The sequence below is a fragment of the Bosea sp. RAC05 genome, assembly GCF_001713455.1.
In the GTDB taxonomy this organism is placed as follows: Bacteria; Pseudomonadota; Alphaproteobacteria; order Rhizobiales; family Beijerinckiaceae; genus Allobosea.
In genome coordinates this window covers 3,180,066-3,196,679 of the sequence record NZ_CP016464.1, presented here as the reverse complement: position 1 = coordinate 3,196,679, position 16,614 = coordinate 3,180,066, and the positions used below count along the sequence as shown (strand labels likewise).

Annotated in this window: 14 protein-coding genes; 3 read left to right on the top strand and 11 right to left on the bottom strand. The window is 70.2% G+C overall.

The window, feature by feature from the left end; translation table 11 throughout:
• Positions 1-197: 197 nt before the first annotated feature.
• The 6 genes from BSY19_RS18560 to BSY19_RS18535 all read right to left on the bottom strand — a co-directional run bounded on the left by BSY19_RS18560 (position 198) and on the right by BSY19_RS18535 (position 6,908).
• Entirely contained in the window at positions 198-1,877 is a 1,680-nt protein-coding gene (locus BSY19_RS18560) for an ABC transporter permease (protein ID WP_069055435.1), read from the bottom strand.
• On the bottom strand, positions 1,874-2,887 hold the full coding sequence (locus BSY19_RS18555) for an extracellular solute-binding protein (protein ID WP_069055434.1): 1,014 nt from the start codon (positions 2,885-2,887) through the stop codon (positions 1,874-1,876). The genes BSY19_RS18560 and BSY19_RS18555 overlap by 4 nt, the downstream gene beginning before the upstream one ends.
• Before the next feature lie 195 nt (positions 2,888-3,082).
• On the bottom strand, positions 3,083-4,117 hold the full coding sequence (locus BSY19_RS18550) for a DUF2865 domain-containing protein (protein WP_069055433.1): 1,035 nt from the start codon (positions 4,115-4,117) through the stop codon (positions 3,083-3,085).
• Positions 4,118-4,342: 225 nt separating this feature from the next.
• Positions 4,343-4,753 (bottom strand): MAPEG family protein, encoded by a 411-nt coding sequence (locus BSY19_RS18545; RefSeq protein WP_171905174.1) that lies wholly within the window; start codon positions 4,751-4,753, stop codon positions 4,343-4,345.
• 148 nt (positions 4,754-4,901) lie between these two features.
• Positions 4,902-6,395 (bottom strand): IMP dehydrogenase, encoded by a 1,494-nt coding sequence (gene guaB / locus BSY19_RS18540; RefSeq protein ID WP_069055432.1) that lies wholly within the window; start codon positions 6,393-6,395, stop codon positions 4,902-4,904.
• A 168-nt stretch (positions 6,396-6,563) separates the two neighbouring features.
• Positions 6,564-6,908 (bottom strand): hypothetical protein, encoded by a 345-nt coding sequence (locus BSY19_RS18535; RefSeq protein WP_069055431.1) that lies wholly within the window; start codon positions 6,906-6,908, stop codon positions 6,564-6,566.
• A 238-nt stretch (positions 6,909-7,146) separates the two neighbouring features.
• Between BSY19_RS18535 and BSY19_RS18530 the strand changes: the two genes are divergently transcribed.
• Positions 7,147-8,598 (top strand): MFS transporter, encoded by a 1,452-nt coding sequence (locus tag BSY19_RS18530; RefSeq protein ID WP_069055430.1) that lies wholly within the window; start codon positions 7,147-7,149, stop codon positions 8,596-8,598.
• Positions 8,599-8,650: 52 nt separating this feature from the next.
• The gene (locus BSY19_RS18525) at positions 8,651-9,274 is read left to right on the top strand and encodes a hypothetical protein (RefSeq protein WP_069055429.1); all 624 of its coding nucleotides are present in this window, start codon (positions 8,651-8,653) and stop codon (positions 9,272-9,274) included.
• Between the two features lie 28 nt (positions 9,275-9,302).
• Here BSY19_RS18525 and BSY19_RS18520 read toward each other — a convergent pair whose 3' ends face one another.
• Complete coding sequence (locus BSY19_RS18520; RefSeq protein ID WP_083247694.1) at positions 9,303-10,139, bottom strand: RlmE family RNA methyltransferase; 837 nt, start codon at positions 10,137-10,139, stop codon at positions 9,303-9,305.
• 45 nt (positions 10,140-10,184) lie between these two features.
• Entirely contained in the window at positions 10,185-11,342 is a 1,158-nt protein-coding gene (locus BSY19_RS18515; protein ID WP_236840400.1) for a Ppx/GppA phosphatase family protein, read from the bottom strand.
• 251 nt (positions 11,343-11,593) lie between these two features.
• Here BSY19_RS18515 and glpK point away from each other — a divergent pair, with 251 nt between their 5' ends.
• Entirely contained in the window at positions 11,594-13,111 is a 1,518-nt protein-coding gene (gene glpK / locus BSY19_RS18510; RefSeq protein WP_069055428.1) for a glycerol kinase GlpK, read from the top strand.
• A 55-nt stretch (positions 13,112-13,166) separates the two neighbouring features.
• Here the strand turns inward: glpK and BSY19_RS18505 are convergent, their stop codons facing one another.
• The 3 genes from BSY19_RS18505 to BSY19_RS18495 are packed head-to-tail and all read right to left on the bottom strand — an operon-like array spanning position 13,167 to position 16,598.
• On the bottom strand, positions 13,167-14,789 hold the full coding sequence (locus BSY19_RS18505) for an ABC transporter ATP-binding protein (protein WP_069055427.1): 1,623 nt from the start codon (positions 14,787-14,789) through the stop codon (positions 13,167-13,169).
• The gene (locus tag BSY19_RS18500; protein ID WP_069055426.1) at positions 14,786-15,616 is read right to left on the bottom strand and encodes an ABC transporter permease; all 831 of its coding nucleotides are present in this window, start codon (positions 15,614-15,616) and stop codon (positions 14,786-14,788) included. The genes BSY19_RS18505 and BSY19_RS18500 overlap by 4 nt, the downstream gene beginning before the upstream one ends.
• Before the next feature lie 4 nt (positions 15,617-15,620).
• The gene (locus tag BSY19_RS18495) at positions 15,621-16,598 is read right to left on the bottom strand and encodes an ABC transporter permease (RefSeq protein ID WP_069055425.1); all 978 of its coding nucleotides are present in this window, start codon (positions 16,596-16,598) and stop codon (positions 15,621-15,623) included.
• Positions 16,599-16,614 lie beyond the last annotated feature (16 nt).

Sequence of the window (16,614 nt, the reverse complement as noted above, 5' to 3'; positions counted from 1 at the left end):
CGTCAGCGGCGAAAGACCCCTGCCGGCAGGCCTGCGAACCCTCGCCAGAGCGGAAGGCGGCGCCGGCCGGCGCAGCCTCGGTCCGGGCAGCAGCCCCGCGTCACGTCCAGCCGGCGGGCGAGGTGTCGGGCACCGCCCGGCTCCCCGTTCCGCTCATATCCCGGTTTAGGACGATGGCCGGGGCTTGTCGAGCCGGCTCAGGCCTGCCGCCCGCCGGCGCGGGCCAGCCGCACCGCCGGGTAGAGGCCGGCGAGTACGATCAGCAGCCCGGCGAGCGCCCCGTCCTCGAAGGCGCCGCGGGAGGCATGGCCATAGACGGTGGTGGCGAGCGTCTCGACATTGAGCGGACGCAGCAGCAGCGTCGCCGGCAGCTCCTTGAGGCAATCGACGAAGACGAGCAGGGCGGCGGCCGCGACGGCGGGGCGGGCCAGCGGCCAGTGCATCTTGCGCATCACCTCGGGCGCGCTGGCGCCGAGCGTGCGGGCGGCGTCGTCGATCCGCGGCGAGATGCGCGACAGGCCGCTCTCGACGCCCGAGACGGCGATGGCGAGGAAGCGGACGACATAGGCGAGGACGAGCGCCGCCCCCGAGCCGATCAGCAGCAGGCCGCTGTTCACTCCGAACCAGCGGCGCAGCGCGTCCGCCACGACATTGTCGAGCGCCGCCAGCGGCACCAGCAGGCCGAGCGCGAGCACGGTGCCGGGCACGGCGTAGCCGAGGGACGCCAGGCGCGACAGGGCCGGGAGCCAGGGCTCGCGCCCCTGGCGCCGGGCGGCGGCGATGCCGACGCCGAGCAGGATGACGATGCCGGAGGCGAGGGCCGAAAAGGCGAGCGCATTGAACAGGGCGCGCAGCATGGCGCCGTCGAGCTGCTGCCAGAGACCGCGGCGCAGCACCTCCGTCGCGAGGAAGCCGATCGGCAGCAGGGCGCCGAAGAGGACGGGCAGGGCACAGGCGAGCGTGGCGGCGGCGGCCCGCCCGCCTTGCAGCGGCACGCGCCCCACGGCCCGCGGCTGGCGCACCGGCAGGGCGAAGCGCCGCTGGCCGCGCAGCCTGGCCTCGATCCCCATCAGCAGCACGACCAGCAGCAGCATGACGCAGGCGATCTGGGCGGCGCCGGCGAGCGAGTTGCGGTTCACCCAGGTGGTGTAGATCGACAGCGTCAGCGAGCGGACGCCGAGATATTCGCTGGCGCCGATGTCGTTGAGCGTCTCCAGCAGCACCAGCGTCAGCCCCGCCGCCAGGGCCGGCCGCGCCATCGGCAGCCCGATGCGCCAGAACAGACGGCCCGGCGCGGCCCCCAGCGTGCGGGCGGATTCGACGATCGCGGCGGCCTGCAGCCCGAACAGGGCGCGGACGCTGAGATAGACGTAAGGATAGAGCACGATCGCCATGATGCAGATCGCGCCCGGCAGGTTGCGCGGATCGGGAAACCAGTAGTCGCGCAGCGAGCGCCAGCCGGTCAGGGCGCGCAGGGCGTTCTGGAACGGGCCCTGGAAGCCGAGGACTTCGACATAGACATAGGCCGTGATGTAGGTCGGCAGGGCGAGCGGCAGCACCAGCAGCCACTCCAGGCTGCGCCGGCCCGGAAACTCGAATTGCGTCACCAGCCAGGCGGTGCCGACGCCGATCAGGCCGCAGAGCAGGCCGACGCCGAGCAGCAGCAGGCCGGTGTCGCGCAGCGCCGCCGGCAGGACATTGGCCGCCAGATGCGGCCAGATCGACGCCGCCTGCGAGGACAGGGCCGTCAGCGCGAGCGCCAGGACCGGCAGCAGGACGAGGCCCGCCCCCAGCAGCGCGACATAGACCAGACGAGTCGACGGCCGCCCCAGAAGGGGCGGCCGCCGGATCTCGGAGCGGGAGACGCTCAGGCTCAATTGTCGAAGCCGACCTTGTCGACCAGATCGGCCGCGGCCTTGCGGTTCTTCGCGACGTCGCCGAGCGGCGTGGTGTCGGGGGTGATCGTGCCGAGGAGCTTGACCGCGGCGCTCTCCTTGACGTCCGGGTTCACCGGGAACTCGAAATTGCCGTCGGCATAGAGGGTCTGCGCCTTGTCGCCGAGCATGTACTCGATCAGCTTGACGGCATTGTCCTTGTTCGGCGCGTTCCTGGCGATGGCCGCGGCCGAGACGTTCACATGGGTGCCGCCATTGGCGAAGGTCGACTTCAGCGGCCTGATCGCCTCGTACCAGCCCTTCTGCTCGTTCTTCGCCTCGCTCATCAGCCCGATGTAATAGGTGTTCATCACGGCGATGTCGCACTGGCCGGACAGGATGTCGCGCGCCACGTCGCGGTCGCCGCCGCCGGGCTTGCGGGCGAGGTTGGCCTTCAGGCCTTTCAGATAGCTTTCCGTCTTCTCGGCGCCGTTGCGGGCAAGGTAGGCGGCGAAGAAGGCGTTGTTGTAGGGGTGCTGGCCCGAGCGGATGCAGACCTTGCCCTTCCACTTGGGATCGGCGAGCTCCTCATAGGTGATCGCATCCTGCTTCACGCGATCCTTGGAGACGACGACGATGCGGGCGCGCTGGGTCAGCGTGACCCAGTTGTCGGCCGGGCCGCGCAGCGCGGCCGGGACCGTCCTGTCGACGAGCGCGGACTTGATCGGCTGGGTGATGCCAGCATCGACGAGGGCGTTGATCTGGCCGACATCGACCATCAGCATGACGTCGGCGGGGCTGTTGGCGCCCTCGGCCGCGACGCGCTCCTGCAGGCCGTCCTTCAGGAAGACGGCGTTGACCTTGATGCCGGTGTCCTTGGTGAAAGCGTCGATGACCGGATTGAGCAGAGCCGGCTCGCGCGTCGTGTAGAGGTTGACGGTCTGGGCCAGGGCCGGGGCGGCCAGCAGGCAGGAGGCGAGCGCCAGAGCCGACAGACGGGTCGCGTGGATCATGTTCTTGCTCCTTCGGGTTCAAGGCCCGTTCTTCGCATTGCGTCAGGAGCGGTAGTGACGGGCAACGCGGTCGTCAACTAAAAAGCCTGTTAGAACAGAGGCTTAGATCGCTTCAAAACTGCATCTTGTTTTGACGGTTTCTAAACAATGCGGGCAGCACGTCCTCGGCCGGTGACCCGGCCTCCCGGCCCGGCCTCAATCCCGCACGACCAGCGAGATCACCCGGACGGGGCCGCGGCGCACCGGATCGAGCGAGCCACGCAGGATGAAGCGGTCGGCGTCGCTGGCGACGCTGTCGTCCCGCAGGCTGGCCTCGCGCAGCAGCATCTGCCGGCGGACGCCGCGCGCCTGGGCCTCCAGGCGGGAGATGCCGACCCGTTCGTCGATCTCGCGGCGCTGGCTCTTGGAGAGCTCGCCGGCGCTGCGGAAATCGCGGAAGTCGCGCGGGCTGTAGGGCCAGCCCGAGCCACCGACGAAGGTGCGGACCTTGCCGTCGAGGACGACGCTGTCGCCGGGGCGCAACGTGAAGTCGCGCAGCAGGGAGACGCGGCGCTCGCCGGCCTGGACGATGGCCGGCCGGCAGGCGGCGGCGTCGCGCGTGGTCTCGTGGCTGTAGGCCATGGGAAGCGCGCGGTAGCGCTGGCCGTCGGCCGACTGGGCCTCGCCGATGTCGGCGACGCCGGAGGCGAGGCGGAAGACCTTGACCGGGATGCCCGGGTTGTTGGCCTTGCAGAGGGCTTCATGGGCCTTCAGGTCGGAGCCCGCCCGGAGATGGCCGAGGGGCGCGTGGAACCCGTCGCAGAGGCGCACGCAGAAGGTCCGCGCCACATCGGTCGCTCCCGAAACGGCGTCGATGCGGGCCTGCTGATTGCGTTTGGCGGGCTTGCGGGCTGCGTCGGCGGCACCCTGGCGGAAGGGGTTCAGATCGACCGGCGGGTGGGCGATGCGGCCGTCCGGCTGCATCTGCAGCAGCGGGACCTGCCAGCCCGAGCGGGCCGGGGCATAGGCGGCCGCCTGCGGCTGCGGCCGGCCGGTGGCGCCATAGGTGCCATAGCCTCCCTGCCGGGAGGCCTGCCGGTTGGCCGCTTCCTGGAGGTGGAAGGCGCGGATTCCGGCATCGTCCTCCGCCTGGACGATCGACACGGTGAGCACGGTGCCGGCCGCGCCGAGCGCGATCCCGGCCGCGGCGAGGGCCGCGAGGCGAAGGGGGCGTCCATGGGGTGACGGCATCGCCTCGGGAGAGGGCGCGACCGAAGCGCCGCCAGCGCAGGACGAGCCCTGCGTTATAATCTCCCGGACACGCAACATCGCGTCGACTCCACTCTACGCTCGATGACCCGTCCGCCGCCCGAAGGGTGTAGTTTACTTTCCGTTAAGCTTCAACGCCGGGCCGACCCGCTCCCCGCAAAACGGGCCGGATGCTTAACGCGATGGGCTGGCGCGGGACTGGCGTCGTCAGAGGACCGCGAGAACCACGCCGATCCACATGCAGAAGAGCACGACGACGCCGAGCCCGAAGGCCGGCGCACGCAGGCGCAGATCGTTCGAACCGACATGGATCAGCGTGTGGGCGACCCGGCTGGCGACGAAGAGCCAGGCCAGCACCGCCATGGCATAACCGGTGGCACCGACCTCCATTGCCAGCATGATCAGGGCGAAGAAGATGACCGGCGTCTCGAACTGGTTGGCGAAATTGGCGGCCGCCAGGCGGGCGGGCTGCGGATAGGCCTCGGTCGAGACCGCGACGTCGGCCATGCGGACGTGCTTGCCGGCGAAGGCGGCCTTGCGCCGCAGGAAGAGGATGCCGAGGACGACGAACATCCAGAAGATCAGGGCCAGCGCGGGATAGACGAGCTTCAGCGACATCTGCGTCTCCGACCGGCCGGGCGCGCGGCCACGGGCCGGACCTCGCATGCCCGGCAGGGAAGCGAAGATGGGGCCCGAATGCAAGCACGGCGGCCCCGCGAAGGGCCGCCGTGCCGCAGAAGACGGTGGATAGACGCGCTGCCCGTTGTCAGGAGCGCGTCGGGTAGTTCGGGCTCTCGCGCACGATCGTCACGTCATGGACATGGCTCTCGCGCAGGCCGGCGCTGGTGATGCGGATGAAGCGCGCCTTGGACTGGTAGTCCGCGAGGTCCTTGCCGCCGACATAGCCCATCGCGGCGCGCAGGCCGCCGGCGAGCTGGTGCAGCACGCTGGAGACCGGGCCCTTATAGGCGACCTGGCCCTCGATGCCCTCGGGCACGAGCTTGAGCGCGTCCTTGATGTCCTGCTGGAAGTAGCGGTCGGCCGAGCCGCGCGCCATCGCGCCGACCGAGCCCATGCCGCGGTAGGATTTGTAGGAGCGGCCCTGGTAGAGGAAGGTCTCGCCCGGCGTCTCGTCGGTGCCGGCCAGCAGCGAGCCGACCATGGCGCAGGACGCGCCGGCGGCGAGCGCCTTGGCGAGGTCGCCGGAATATTTGATGCCGCCATCGGCGATGACCGGGATGCCGTGCTTGCTGGCGGCGTTGGCCGCGTCCATCACCGCGGTGAGCTGGGGCACGCCGACGCCCGCGACGATGCGGGTGGTGCAGATCGAGCCCGGGCCGATGCCGACCTTGATCGCATCTGCGCCGGCATCGATCAGCGCCTGGGCGCCGCCGGCGGTGGCGACGTTGCCGGCGATGACCTGGACGGCGTTGGAGAGCCGCTTCACCCGCGTCACCGCCTCCAGCACCTTGGCGGAATGGCCATGGGCGGTGTCGACGACGATGATGTCGACGCCGGCGTCGATCAGCATTTCCGAGCGCTCGAAGCCGAGATCGCCGGTCGTGGTCGCCGCCGCCACCAGCAGGCGGCCCTTGGCGTCCTTGGCGGCGCTGGGGTGGGCGACCTGCTTCTCCATGTCCTTGACGGTGATCAGGCCGATGCAGCGGTGATGGTCGTCGACGACGAGCAGCTTTTCGATGCGGAACTGGTGCAGGAGGCGGCGCGCCTCCTCCTGGGTGACGCCCTCGCGCACCGTGATCAGCCGGTCCTTGGTCATGATCTCCGAGACGGGCTGCTCGGGATTGGCGGCGAAGCGGACGTCGCGGTTGGTGAGGATGCCGACGAGCTTGCCCTTGTGGCCCTGCGGGCCGCGCTCGACCACCGGGATGCCCGAGATCGAGTTGTGCTTCATGATGGCGAGCGCATCGCCCAGCGTCTCGTCGGGGAAGATCGTGATCGGGTTGGCGACCATGCCCGATTCGAACTTCTTGACCAGGCGGACCTGGGCGGCCTGCTGGTCGGCCTCGAGATTGCGGTGGACCACGCCGAGGCCGCCGGCCTGCGCCATGGCGATTGCCATCCTGGCCTCCGTCACCGTGTCCATGGCGGAGGCGATGATCGGCAGGTTCAGCGAGATGGTCTTGGTGAGCTGGGTGCGGATGTCGACATCCGCCGGCATGACCTCGGAGGGGCCGGGCTCGAGCAGCACGTCGTCGAAGGTGAGACCGTCGCGAATCAGGCCATCGAGCATAAGCGTCATCGTCAACTCCGACACCGGCCCGGGGCCGGTTCTGCTGCGGTCTTGCGGGAGGCGCCCGCGACCGGGTTGACGAGGCCCGTTAGCATGGGCTCCCCGCCGCCGCTAGAGCGCCGCGCCACAAAATTTGCTGCGGCGCGGCGAAGGTTGGCGGTCGGGAGAGGGACGGGGCTAACCCTGGCGCTGCGGGTTCGAGCGCACGGCGCCGGCGGGCACGCGTGCCGGGCTCGGGGAGACGCCGAAGCAGCCGGCAGCGAAAACGCTGTGGCCCTCGCGGTTGGCCATCTCCTGGCAGTCCTTCTGGCGCATGCAGTTCATGACGCGAAGGGCGTCGCCGTAGCCGGGGGAGACCACGCTCTGGGCGCAGCCGATTTCCCAGCTGGTCGAAGGGCCCGGGGCCGGCTGGGCCTGGGCGGCGCGCCCGCTCGCACCGGCGAGGCCGAGCCCGGCGAGGATGCACAGCCCGGTGAAGCGAAGGCCCTGGCGCAGCGCGGGGAAAGGAAGACGGTCGAACATCGGAGACCTCCGGAAGCGTGACGGTTTGCGCCCCTGCATCCTTCAGATGGGGGTCCGTTTCGCTGGATGTCACGGCGCAAAACGCATGGCAGCGCTGCTCCGGAGCCTGGGTCTGGAATGAAACGCATGGCGGCCTTGCGCGTCGCGCCCGGTCTGGAGCCGATTCTGCGCCGATCCTGCCCTCGTCTTGCCCGGCTGCGGGCGTTAAGGCTGCCATCTCCCCGCGAGGACATCCGTCTTGCAGCGCGCCAAGCTCCTGCCCCTGATCGTCGCCTGTGCGCTGTTCATGGAGAACACCGATTCGACGGTGATCGCGACCTCGCTGCCGGTGATCGCGCAGTCGCTCGGCGAGGATCCGATCGCGCTGAAGCTGGCGCTGACCTCCTATCTCGTCAGCCTCGCGGTCTTCATCCCGATCTCCGGCTGGATGGCGGACCGCTATGGCGCGCGCACGATCTTCCGGGCGGCGCTGGCGGTGTTCATGCTGGGCTCGGTGCTGTGCGCGCTGTCGAATTCGCTCGGCGCCTTCGTCGGCGCGCGCTTCGTGCAGGGCATGGGCGGGGCGATGATGGTCCCGGTCGGCCGCCTCGTGATCCTGCGCAGCGTCAGCAAGGCCGAGCTCGTCGGCGCGCTCGCCTATCTGACCGTTCCGGCGCTGGTCGGCCCCGTCGTCGGGCCACCGCTGGGCGGCTTCATCACCACCTATTTCGACTGGCGCTGGATCTTCTTCATCAACATCCCGATCGGCATCGTCGGCATCGTGCTGGCGAGCCTGTTCTTCGAGGATGTGCGCGAGGAGGACGTCGCCCCGCTCGACATTCGCGGCTTCCTGCTCTCGGCCTTCGGCTTCGCCAGCCTGATGCTAGGGCTGGCGACGGGCGGGCGCCATCTCGTGCCCGAAGCGGTCTCCTATGGCTGCGTCGCCGCGGGCATCGCGTCGCTCGTCGCCTACTGGTTCCATTCGCGACGCGTCGCCCATCCCGTGCTGAACCTGTCGCTTTTGAAGATCCCGACCTACCGGATCGGGGTCGTCGGCGGCTCGATCTTCCGGACCGGCATCGGCGCGATTCCCTTCCTACTGCCGCTGATGCTGCAGCTCGGGTTCGGGCTCGACGCGCTGCAGTCGGGGCTGATCACCTTCGTCTCGGCGGCGGGCGCGTTGCTGATGAAGACGGCGGCCAAGACCATCCTCGCCCGCTACGGCTTCCGGCGCGTGCTGACCGTCAATGCCGTGGTCGGCGCGGCCTTCCTCGCGGCGTCCGGGCTGTTCACGCCGTCGACGCCGCACTGGATCATGCTCTGCGTGCTGCTGGTCGGCGGCTGCTTCCGCTCGCTGCAGTTCACCGGCATCAATGCGCTGAGCTATGCCGATGTCTCCAACCGGGACATGTCGGGCGCGACCAGCCTGTCGAGCGTGGCGCAGCAGCTTTCGCTCAGCATGGGCGTCACCATCGGCGCCTTCGCGCTGGAGGCCGCCAATCTCGTCCATGGCGGGGGCGCGCTGGGTGCGGCCGATTTCTGGCCCGCCTTCGTGCTGGTCGGACTGATCTCGGCCTCCTCCGTGCTGATGATGGCGCGGCTCGCCCCCGATGCCGGGGCCGAGGTGTCCGGGCATATCCTGACCGAGCCGCCAACCAGTGCGCCGAAGGCGACGGCGCAGGCGATTTCGGACCAGAAGCCGCTGGAGTAGCGGCCGTCGCGCGCGTCTTGTCATCGGCCGGCTCGGCAGGGCAGGATGCGGCATGGACCCGGTGGAACCTCGCGCCCCGGCTGATTACGACCTCGCGATCGGCGATGGCTCGATGCGCCTCAAGCGCGCGGAGGCGCGGCTGACGCTGAGCGACGAGGGCGTCCGCTATGCGCTCGACGGCCGGGACGGGCTGCGCCCCTTCTCGCAACTGCGCTCGGTGCGGATCCAGGCAGTCCAGGGCGGCAAGAGCAGCCCCTGGGAGACGATGATCGAACTCGTCTTCGATCGCGGCAACCCGCTGCAGGTGCATTCCGGCAGCCAATGGGGCGCCGACGATCCCGAGCGCGATCCCGTCTTCATCGCCTTTGTCGAGGATCTGCACCGGCGCATTCCGCTGGAGGAAGCCGCGCGCATCCGCTTCCTGCGCGGCGTGCCGGAGGGCCGGCACCGCGTCCTGCAGATCGCGCTCGTCATCTTCCTGATCGTCTTCGGTGGCGCGGGCGGCTTCATCCTGCTGAAGACGGCGGACGGCACCATCCCTGTTGCGGAGATACTGTTCCCGATGCTCGCGCTGGCCGGCTTCGGGATATGGGTCTGGCACTCGGTGGAGAAGAGCAAGCCGGGGACCTACCGGCCCGATCGGCTGCCGCGCGATCTGTTTCCGGAGCGGGACTGAACGGCGGCCTCCTGGCGCCCAACCAACACTACGCGGCGTCCTCGCCCGGCTCTTCCGCCCTGCGCCGGAACCCCGTCGCCAGGACATAGAGTTCCGAGGAATCCGAGCGGCTCGAGGCCGGCTTGATGTTGCGCACCGTGGTGAAGTCGCGCTTCAGCCCGCCCAGCAGGGTGGCGCTGTCGCCGCCCTGGAACAGCTTGGCGAGGAAGAAGCCGCCCGGGGCCAGCACCGAATGGGCGAAGTCGAGCGCCGCCTCGGCGAGCGCGATGATCTTGATGTGGTCGGTCTTCTTGTGGCCGGTGGTGTTGGCGGCCATGTCGGACATGACCCCGTCGGCGCGACCGCCCAGGCGCTGGGTGAGGAGGGCGGGGGCCTCCTCGTCCATGAAGTCCATCTCGACCAGGTCGACGCCGGGGATGGGGTCGACCGGCAGCAGGTCGATGCCGACGATGCGGCCCTTGCCCTTGTCGAGGCCGATCCGCGCCGCCGCGATCTGGCACCAGCCGCCCGGCGCGCAGCCGAGATCGATCAGCTTCTGGCCCGGCTTCAGGAAATGGTACTTGTCGTCCATCTCCTCGAGCTTGAAGGCGGCGCGGGAGCGGTAGCCCAGCTCGCGGGCGCGCTTCACATAGGGGTCGTTGAGCTGGCGCTCGAGCCAGAGCTGCGAGGAATGCTTGAGCTTGCCGGCCTTCTTGACCTTGACGCGCATGTCTCGCGCGCCGCCGCCGCCGGCCACGGTCTTGGGAGCCTGCTTGCCGGGCACGCGCGCGCCGCCGGCCCCGCCGGCCTTGGTCGCGCCCGTCTTCGACGAACCGGTGCCCTTGCCCCCGGCCTTGCCGCCTCCTGTCTTGCCGCCGCCGCTCATGCCGGGGGCCGGATCGCGAAGGCGGGTCGTGGGGACAGCGTCATCTCATCTCCGGCGCCAGGCGCGGTCTTCATGCATCATCCTGAGCAGGATGCCCTCGCGCAGGCCACGATCGGCGATGCGGACGCGCTCGCTGGGGAAGGCGCGGCGGATCGCTTCGAAGATGGCGCAGCCGGCCAGCACGAGATCGGCCCGCTCGCGGCCGATGCAGGCATTGGCCGCCCGGGCTGCGTAGTCCATTTCGACGAGCCGGTCGATGACGGCGAGGATGTCGTCCTGCCGCATCCACAAGCCGTCGACCTCGCGCCGGTCATAGCGGGCGAGGCCGAGATGGATCCCGGCGACCGTCGTCACCGTGCCGGAGGTGCCGAGCAGGTGGAAATTCCGGGCGCCGCTGGCGGCGGCGGCCTTTGCGGCGAAGGCCTTCAATTCGCGCGCACAATCCTCGACCATCGTCTCGAACAGCGCGCGGCTGACGTCGACGCCGCCGTAGCGCTCGGCCACGGTGACGACGCCGATCGGCAGCGAGGCCCATTCGCGGATGCGTGCGGCCGGGTCGCGCGCCTCGTTGCGGCCGCCCATCCAGATGATCTCGGTCGAGCCGCCACCGATGTCGAAGACGATGACGCCCTCGGCGGCGGGGTCGGCCAGCGCGGCGCAGCCGGAGACGGCCAGCGCGGCTTCCGTGCGCTGGTCGATGATCTCGAGCTCGAGCTGCGCCTCGGCCGCGACGCGGCGGACGAAATCGGAGCCGTTGATCGCCGCACGGCAGGCTTCCGTCGTCACCAGCCTGGCGCGGCTGACATTGCGGTGGAGCATCTTGCCGCGGCAGATCTTGAGCGCCTCGACGGCGCGGTCCATCGCCGCGTCGCAGAGGCGGCTGCTGGCGGCGAGCCCTTCGCCCAGCCGCACGATGCGCGAGAAGGCGTCGACGACGCGAAAGCCGTGCTGCGCCGGCCGGGCGATCAGCAGGCGGCAATTGTTGGTGCCGAGGTCGAGCGCGGCATAGGTCGCGGGCGGATTGCGTGGCGTGGCTTGCGGGCCGGCGGCGGGGCGGGTGCCGCCGAGGGGGGCTCCGGGTCCGGCGATGTGCTGGCCGAAAGCCGCGCCGAGCAAGGCGCTGGCCGGTGGCGGGCTGGCGCCGTGGCCATGCGGCAGCGCCGCCGCCGCCATCATCCGCTCCTGCCGGTCCTCGACCTCCACGCCGCCGTTCCCCTGACCTGCCGCCGGGCTCGCCTCGCGACGGATGTCCCTGCGGACGCATCGGGCGAAAGCCCTGACGCGCCTTGGATTCGAAGCGTAACAACAGCGGGACCGCAGTGCCAAGCGGAACCTTCTGTCGCGGTCCGTTCGGCGGTGGAGGCTCAGGCCTTGCCCTGGCGGGGAGGCTTGCGCCAGTCTCCGGCGCCATGGCCCGGGCAAGACGGGCCGCAGCTGCAGAAAGGGAGGCCGACATGGCCGCCGCACGCCATCTCCTCGCGATCGACCAGGGCACGACCTCGTCGCGTGCGCTCGTCTTCGATTCGGGCCTCGGGCTCGTCGCCAGCGCGCAGCGCGAGTTCGCCCAGCACTTTCCGGCCTCCGGCTGGGTCGAGCACGAGCCGGAGGACATCTGGGAAAGCGTGCTGGCGACCTGCCGCGAGGCGATCGCGAAGGCCGGGCTGGCCGCCGCCGACATCGCTGCGATCGGCATCACCAACCAGCGCGAGACGACGCTGGTCTGGGACCGAAAGACCGGCCGTGCCATCCACCGCGCCATCGTCTGGCAGGACCGCCGCACGGCGCCGGCCTGCGCGGCGCTCGTCGCGGCCGGCCATGAGGGGCTGGTCGCGGCCCGCACGGGCCTGCGCATCGACCCTTATTTCTCGGCGACCAAGATCGCCTGGCTGCTCGACAATGTGCCGGGCGCCCGGCGCCGGGCGGAAGCCGGCGAACTCGCCTTCGGCACGGTCGACAGCTTCCTGCTCTGGCGCCTGACCGGCGGAGCCGTGCATGCGACGGACGCGACCAACGCCTCGCGCAGCCTGATCTTCGACATCCATCGCGGCGTCTGGGACGAGGAGCTGCTGGCGCTGTTCGATATCCCGGCCTCGCTGCTGCCGCAGGTGAGGGACTGCGCCGGGCTGTTTGGGCAGACCGACCCGGCGCTGCTGGGCGCCGCCATCCCCGTGCGCGGCATCGCCGGCGACCAGCAGGCGGCGACGATCGGCCAGGCCTGTTTCGCGCCGGGCATGGTGAAGTCGACCTATGGCACGGGCTGCTTCGCGCTGCTCAACACCGGCGAGGCGCCGGTCGCCTCGCAGCACCGGCTGCTCAGCACGGTCGCCTATCAGCTGGAGGGCCGGCGGACCTATGCGCTGGAGGGCTCGATCTTCATCGCGGGCGCGGCGGTGCAATGGCTGCGCGACGGGCTCGGCCTGATCAAGGAGGCGAGCGAAACCGGCCCGCTGGCGCGCGCCGCCGATCCGGCGCAGGAGGTCTATTTGGTGCCGGCCTTCGTCGGGCTCGGCGCGCCGCATTGGGACGCCGAGGCGCGCGGCGCGATCTTCGGGCTGACCCGCAACAGCGGTCCGCGCGAATTCGCCAAGGCGGCGCTGGAGGCCGTCTGCTACCAGACGCTCGACCTGATCGAAGCGATGCATGCCGACTGGGGACAGAGCGCGGGCGGCGCCGGGGAAGGGACCCGCTCGGTGCTGCGCGTCGATGGCGGCATGGCGGCCTCGGACTGGACGATGCAGCGCCTGGCCGACCTGCTCGACCTGCCGGTCGACCGGCCGAGCCTGCGCGAGACGACGGCGCTGGGGGCGGCCTATCTCGCCGGGCTCGACGCGGGGCTGCTGCCCGAGCCGGACCGCTTCGCCGATCTCTGGCGCCTGGAACGCCGCTTCACGCCCGGCATGGCCGACAGCGAGCGCCGCCGCAAGATCGCGGGCTGGCGCGACGCGGTGCGGCGGACGCTGAGCGACCCTTGAGGCAGCCGCCTCGCGCGAGGCGGCGCGGGATCACCCTGCACGTCCGCGGCGCGTTCTACCCGGCTGCGGCGTGCGACCTGACGCCGAAGTCGCGGCCGGGGATCGCAGCGAGGAGGGCCTGGGTATAGGCGTGCTGCGGCGCGCCGAAGACCTGCCCGATCGGGCCGGCTTCGACAACCTCGCCGTTCTTCATCACCGCCACGAGATCGCAGACCTGGGCCGCGACGCGCAGGTCATGGGTGATGAAGACGATCGAGAGGCCGAGGCGCTGGCGCAGGTCGGCCAGCAGCTTCAGCACCTGCGCCTGCACGGAGACGTCGAGCGCCGAGACGGGCTCGTCGGCGACCAGCACGCGCGGCTCCAGGGCGAGCGCGCGCGCCAGGCCGATGCGCTGGCGCTGGCCGCCGGAGAACTCATGCGGGTAGCGCTCGGTCGCCGCCGGGTCGAGCCCGACCAGCGCGAAGAGTTCGCGCGCCCGCGCCCGCGCCTCGGCGCGGGGTGTACCGTGGACGATCAGGCCCTGGGCGACCGCATCGCCCGCCTTGCGGCGCGGGTTGAGCGAGGCGAAGGGGTCCTGGAAGACCATCTGGATATGGCGCGTCTCGGCGCGCAGCTCTGACTTGGAGAGGCTGGCGATATCGGTGCCGCCGATGCGGATGGCGCCGCTCTCGGGGTCGATCAGGCGCACCAGGCAGCGCGCCAGCGTCGACTTGCCCGAGCCGGATTCGCCGACGATGCCCAGCGTCGCGCCCTTGGGCAGGACGAGCGACACATCCTTGACCGCATGGGTGACGCGCTGGCCGCGGCCGAGGAAGCCGCCGCTGCGATAGGTCTTGGAGACGTGCTCGACCGCGAGAATCGTCTCGGTCGCGAGTTCGCGGGGTGCAGGGGCTTTCAGCGGCGGGACGGCCGCGATGAGCTGCTTCGTATAGGGGTGCTGGGGATTGCCGAGCACCTCTGCCGCCGTGCCCTGCTCGACGACGCGGCCCTGGCTCATCACCGCGACGCGGTCGGCGATCTCGGCGACGACGCCGAAATCATGGGTGATGAACAGGACGGCGGTGCCCTTGCGCTTCTGGAGGTCGCGGATCAGTTCGAGGATCTGGGCCTGGGTGGTGACGTCGAGCGCCGTCGTCGGCTCGTCGGCGATCAGCACCCTCGGATCGAGCGCCAGCGCCATGGCGATCATGGCGCGCTGGCGCTGGCCGCCGGAGAGCTCGTGCGGATAGGCTTTTGCGGCCGCGACGGGATCGGGGATCCGCACCTCGTCGAGCAGGGCCTGGACCTTGTCCCGGATCTGCGCCTTGCCGAGATCGGTGTGGAGCTGGAACATCTCGCCGATCTGGTCGCCGATGGAGCGCAGCGGGTTCAGCGCCGTCATCGGCTCCTGGAAGATCATCGCGATGCCGGCGCCGCGGACCTTGCGCATCTGCGGCTCGGTGAGGCCCGCGAGATCGCGCCCCTCGAACAGGATGCGCCCGCCATCGAGGGCGACGCCGGGCGGCAGGAGACGCATCACGGCATTGGCCGTCATCGACTTGCCGGAGCCGGATTCGCCGACGACGCAGAGAATCTCGTTGGCGGAGAGCGACAGCGAGACCTCGCTCATCGCATGGGGGCGGTCGGCATTCCGGGGCAGGCTGACGCTGACCGCGTCGAGGGTGAGGATGGCGCTCATCGGCCCTTCAGCCTCGGGTTCAGCGCGTCGTTCAGGCCCTGCCCGACGAGCGAGACGGCCAGCACCGTGACCAGGATGGCGATGCCGGGAATGGCGGAGACGTACCACTGCACCCGCAGCACGTCGCGGCCGGCGCCGATCAGATTGCCCCAGGAGGCGACGTTGGGGTCCGACAGCTTGAGGAAGGCGAGCGCGCTTTCGAGCAGGATCGCGATCGCCATGACGACGCTGGCGTAGACGATGACCGGGGGCAGGGCGTTGGGCAGGATCTCGCCGAAGATCAGCCTGGCGTCGCGCAGGCCCAGCGTCCGGCCGGCCTGGACGAATTCGCGGTTGCGCAGGGACAGGAACTCGGCCCGCGTCAGCCGCGCCGAGGCCGGCCAGGAGACGATGCCGATCGCGACCGTGACCGTGGTGATGGTGGAGCCGAAGACGGCGACGAGGACCAGCAGCAGGATGAAGTTCGGCAGGGTCTGGAACGCCTCGGTGACGCGCATCAGGACGGTGTCGACCCAGTCGCCGTAATAGCCGGCGACGGCGCCGATGGTGATTCCGATCACCACCGAGATCAGCGTCGCGACGAGGCCGATCAGCAACGAGATGCGCGCGCCATGGAAGATCTGGGCGGCGATGTCGCGGCCGGAATTGTCGGTGCCGAGCAGGAAGCGGGGATTGGCGAATGGCCAGATCAGCGGCCGCCCCGCCAACGCCAGGGGATCGCGCGGATAGAGCCAGTCGGCGCTGACCGCCATGGCGAGCACGAGCATCAGGAGCAGGAGGCCGATCACCGCCGGCGGGCTGCGGAAATAGAGCTTCAGGAAGGACATCGCGTCAGCTCCCCGTCGTGATGCGCGGGTCGAGCCGGGCGTAGAGCAGGTCGACGATGAAATTGACGGTGATGACGAGCAGCGCCGAGACGAAGACGATGCCGAGCAGCGTGTTGAGATCGCGCTGGATCACCGATTCATAGGCGAGGCGGCCGAGCCCCGGCAGGGAGAAGACGCTCTCGACCACGACCGAGCCGCCCAGCATCGTGCCGGCCTGCAGGCCGATCAGCGTCACCATTGGCAGCAGCGCGTTGCGCAGGACGTGGCGGACGACGACGCGGGTCTCGTCCATGCCCTTGGCGCGGGCGGTGCGGACGAAGTCGAGCGTCAGCACCTCCAGCATCGAGCCGCGCATGATGCGCAGATAGATCGCCATGTAGAACAGCGCGAGCGTCAGCGTCGGCAGGACGAGATGGCTGGCGATGTCGAGCGTGCGCGCGAAGCCGGTTCGGGCCACCGTGATGTCCTCGAAGCCGCCGGCCGGCAGCCATTGCAGGTAGATCGAGAAGACGACGATCGCCATCAGCCCGAACCAGAAAGTCGGCATGGCGTAAAAGACGAGGCCGAGCGTTGAGATCAGCGTGTCGGGCCAGCGGTTGACGCCGCGCGCGGCGATGACGCCGAAGATCAGGCCGAAGAAGAAGGCGAGCGAGAGCGACGCCGTCATCAGCAGGATCGTCGCCGGCAGGCGCTCGGCAATGACGGTCGCGACCGGCTTGCCGTAGATCGCCGAGAAGCCGAGGTCGAGCCGCACCAGCCGCCAGAGGTAGTTGCCGAGCTGGGCCCAGGCCGAGACGTCGAGCCCGTAGTACTGGCGCAGCTGCTTGGCGGTCTCGGCGTCGCCGCCGCCCATCTGCGCCATCAGCGCATCGACCGTGTCGCCCGGCGCGAACTGCAGCAGGACGAAGACCCCGATCAGGATCAGGAACAGCGTCGGGATCGAGGCGGCCAGACGCCGCCCCGCGAGGGTCAGGATGCGCATCAGCTCAGCAGTTCAG

Coding starts and splice junctions, on each gene's coding strand:
- BSY19_RS18505 (WP_069055427.1), bottom strand. CDS start 14,789: ATGAGCGCCATCCTCACCCTCGACGCGGTCAGCGTCAGCCTGCCCCGG.
- glpK (WP_069055428.1), top strand. CDS start 11,594: ATGGCCGCCGCACGCCATCTCCTCGCGATCGACCAGGGCACGACCTCG.
- BSY19_RS18545 (WP_171905174.1), bottom strand. CDS start 4,753: ATGTCGCTGAAGCTCGTCTATCCCGCGCTGGCCCTGATCTTCTGGATG.
- BSY19_RS18525 (WP_069055429.1), top strand. CDS start 8,651: ATGGACCCGGTGGAACCTCGCGCCCCGGCTGATTACGACCTCGCGATC.
- BSY19_RS18555 (WP_069055434.1), bottom strand. CDS start 2,887: ATGATCCACGCGACCCGTCTGTCGGCTCTGGCGCTCGCCTCCTGCCTG.
- BSY19_RS18520 (WP_083247694.1), bottom strand. CDS start 10,139: ATGAGCGGCGGCGGCAAGACAGGAGGCGGCAAGGCCGGGGGCAAGGGC.
- BSY19_RS18550 (WP_069055433.1), bottom strand. CDS start 4,117: ATGCCGTCACCCCATGGACGCCCCCTTCGCCTCGCGGCCCTCGCCGCG.
- BSY19_RS18535 (WP_069055431.1), bottom strand. CDS start 6,908: ATGTTCGACCGTCTTCCTTTCCCCGCGCTGCGCCAGGGCCTTCGCTTC.
- BSY19_RS18495 (WP_069055425.1), bottom strand. CDS start 16,598: ATGCGCATCCTGACCCTCGCGGGGCGGCGTCTGGCCGCCTCGATCCCG.
- BSY19_RS18500 (WP_069055426.1), bottom strand. CDS start 15,616: ATGTCCTTCCTGAAGCTCTATTTCCGCAGCCCGCCGGCGGTGATCGGC.
- guaB (WP_069055432.1), bottom strand. CDS start 6,395: ATGACGCTTATGCTCGATGGCCTGATTCGCGACGGTCTCACCTTCGAC.